Annotated in this window: 2 protein-coding genes; both read right to left on the bottom strand. The window is 71.4% G+C overall.

Going from position 1 to position 1184, the window contains the following annotated elements; genetic code table 11:
• Nucleotides 1-868, bottom strand: an 868-nt coding sequence (locus RCJ92_RS15915) for an MMPL family transporter (protein ID WP_446755125.1), incomplete at its 3' end; no start/stop codon positions are given.
• 138 nt (nt 869-1006) lie between these two features.
• On the bottom strand, nt 1007-1184 hold a 178-nt coding region (locus tag RCJ92_RS15910), incomplete at its 5' end, for a response regulator transcription factor (protein ID WP_446755126.1).

Raw genomic sequence — 1184 nt, 5'->3', positions numbered from 1 at the left:
CTTTTCCCCACACGCCGCTCGTCCGATCTGTGAGATTGGAGGTGGCGATGGCCTCGAAGCTCGAGCGCCAGGCGGCGGCCAGCGCCGTGCGGTGCCCGGCGTGCACCCGCAGCTCATCGCGGTAGCGGGAGATCAGCAGCAGCGCATAGTTGGTGCCGGCGCCGAACACCAGCACCGAGAGCACCCCGGTGTCAAAGTGCAGGTCCCACACCCCGGCCAGCGCGGCGGTGACCAGGCTGGCGGCCCGGTCGGCCAGGCCGACCACGGCCAGCGGCAGCAGCCACAGGATGGGGGAGCGGTAGGTGAGGATCAGCAGGACCGCCACGATGGCGACGGTCACCGCCAGCAGCGTGAAATTGGCCCCGTCGAAGGAGTGGGCCACGTCCAGCGCGAACGCCGGCCCGCCGGTCACCTGCACCTGCAGGGCGGCGGCGGGGGCGGCGGCCAGCTGCTCACGCAGTTCGGCGACCACCTGCCGGTCGGCCAGGCTGCCGCGCTCATCCCAGCTGGCGGTGAGCATCCCGGCCTGGGCGTCATCACTGAGCAGCGGCTTGCCCAGCTGCACCCCGGCCAGGTCCAGGCGCCCCTGAAGCTGATCCAGCGCGGTCCGGTCCGCGTCGGTCAGCGTTGCGGCGTCGGGCCGGGTGGCCACCAGCACGGCGGTGCTGCGGCCGGAGGATTCGAAGCCGTCCAGCAGCTGCTGCACCCGGGCGGATTCGGAGCCCGGCACGCCACTGTCCGGGGCGCGGGTGGCCGCGTCGGCGGAGGAGAGCACGGAGAACAGCACGGCGATGACGGCCAGGAAGCCCAGCAGCCAGCCGGTCGCGCCGCGCCGGGAGGTCAGCGAGGAAGAGAGGGAAGTCAACATGCTTCCAGTCAACCGATTTTTGGCGGGATCCAAATCGGGGAAGCGGTCGAAAGCCGGCTCAACCGTTTGGTTGATGCGCACCGGCGTCGGGTGCGTTAGTGCGCCGCGCGGGCCGGGGTGCGGGGGCGGAGGGGAGCGTTAGATCAAGCCCTGTTCACGCGCCGCGGCTACGGCCTGGGTGCGGCTGGTGGCCTGCAGCTTGTCGAAGATGTGCACCAGGTGGGTCTTCACCGTCGCCTCGGTGACGAACAGGGAGCCGGCGATCTGCCGGTTGCTGGCCCCGGTCGCCAGCAGCTGCAGCACCTCGCGTTCCCGG

Source organism: Glutamicibacter sp. BSL13 (genome assembly GCF_052928425.1).
This window is presented reverse-complemented; position numbering and strand designations above follow the sequence as displayed.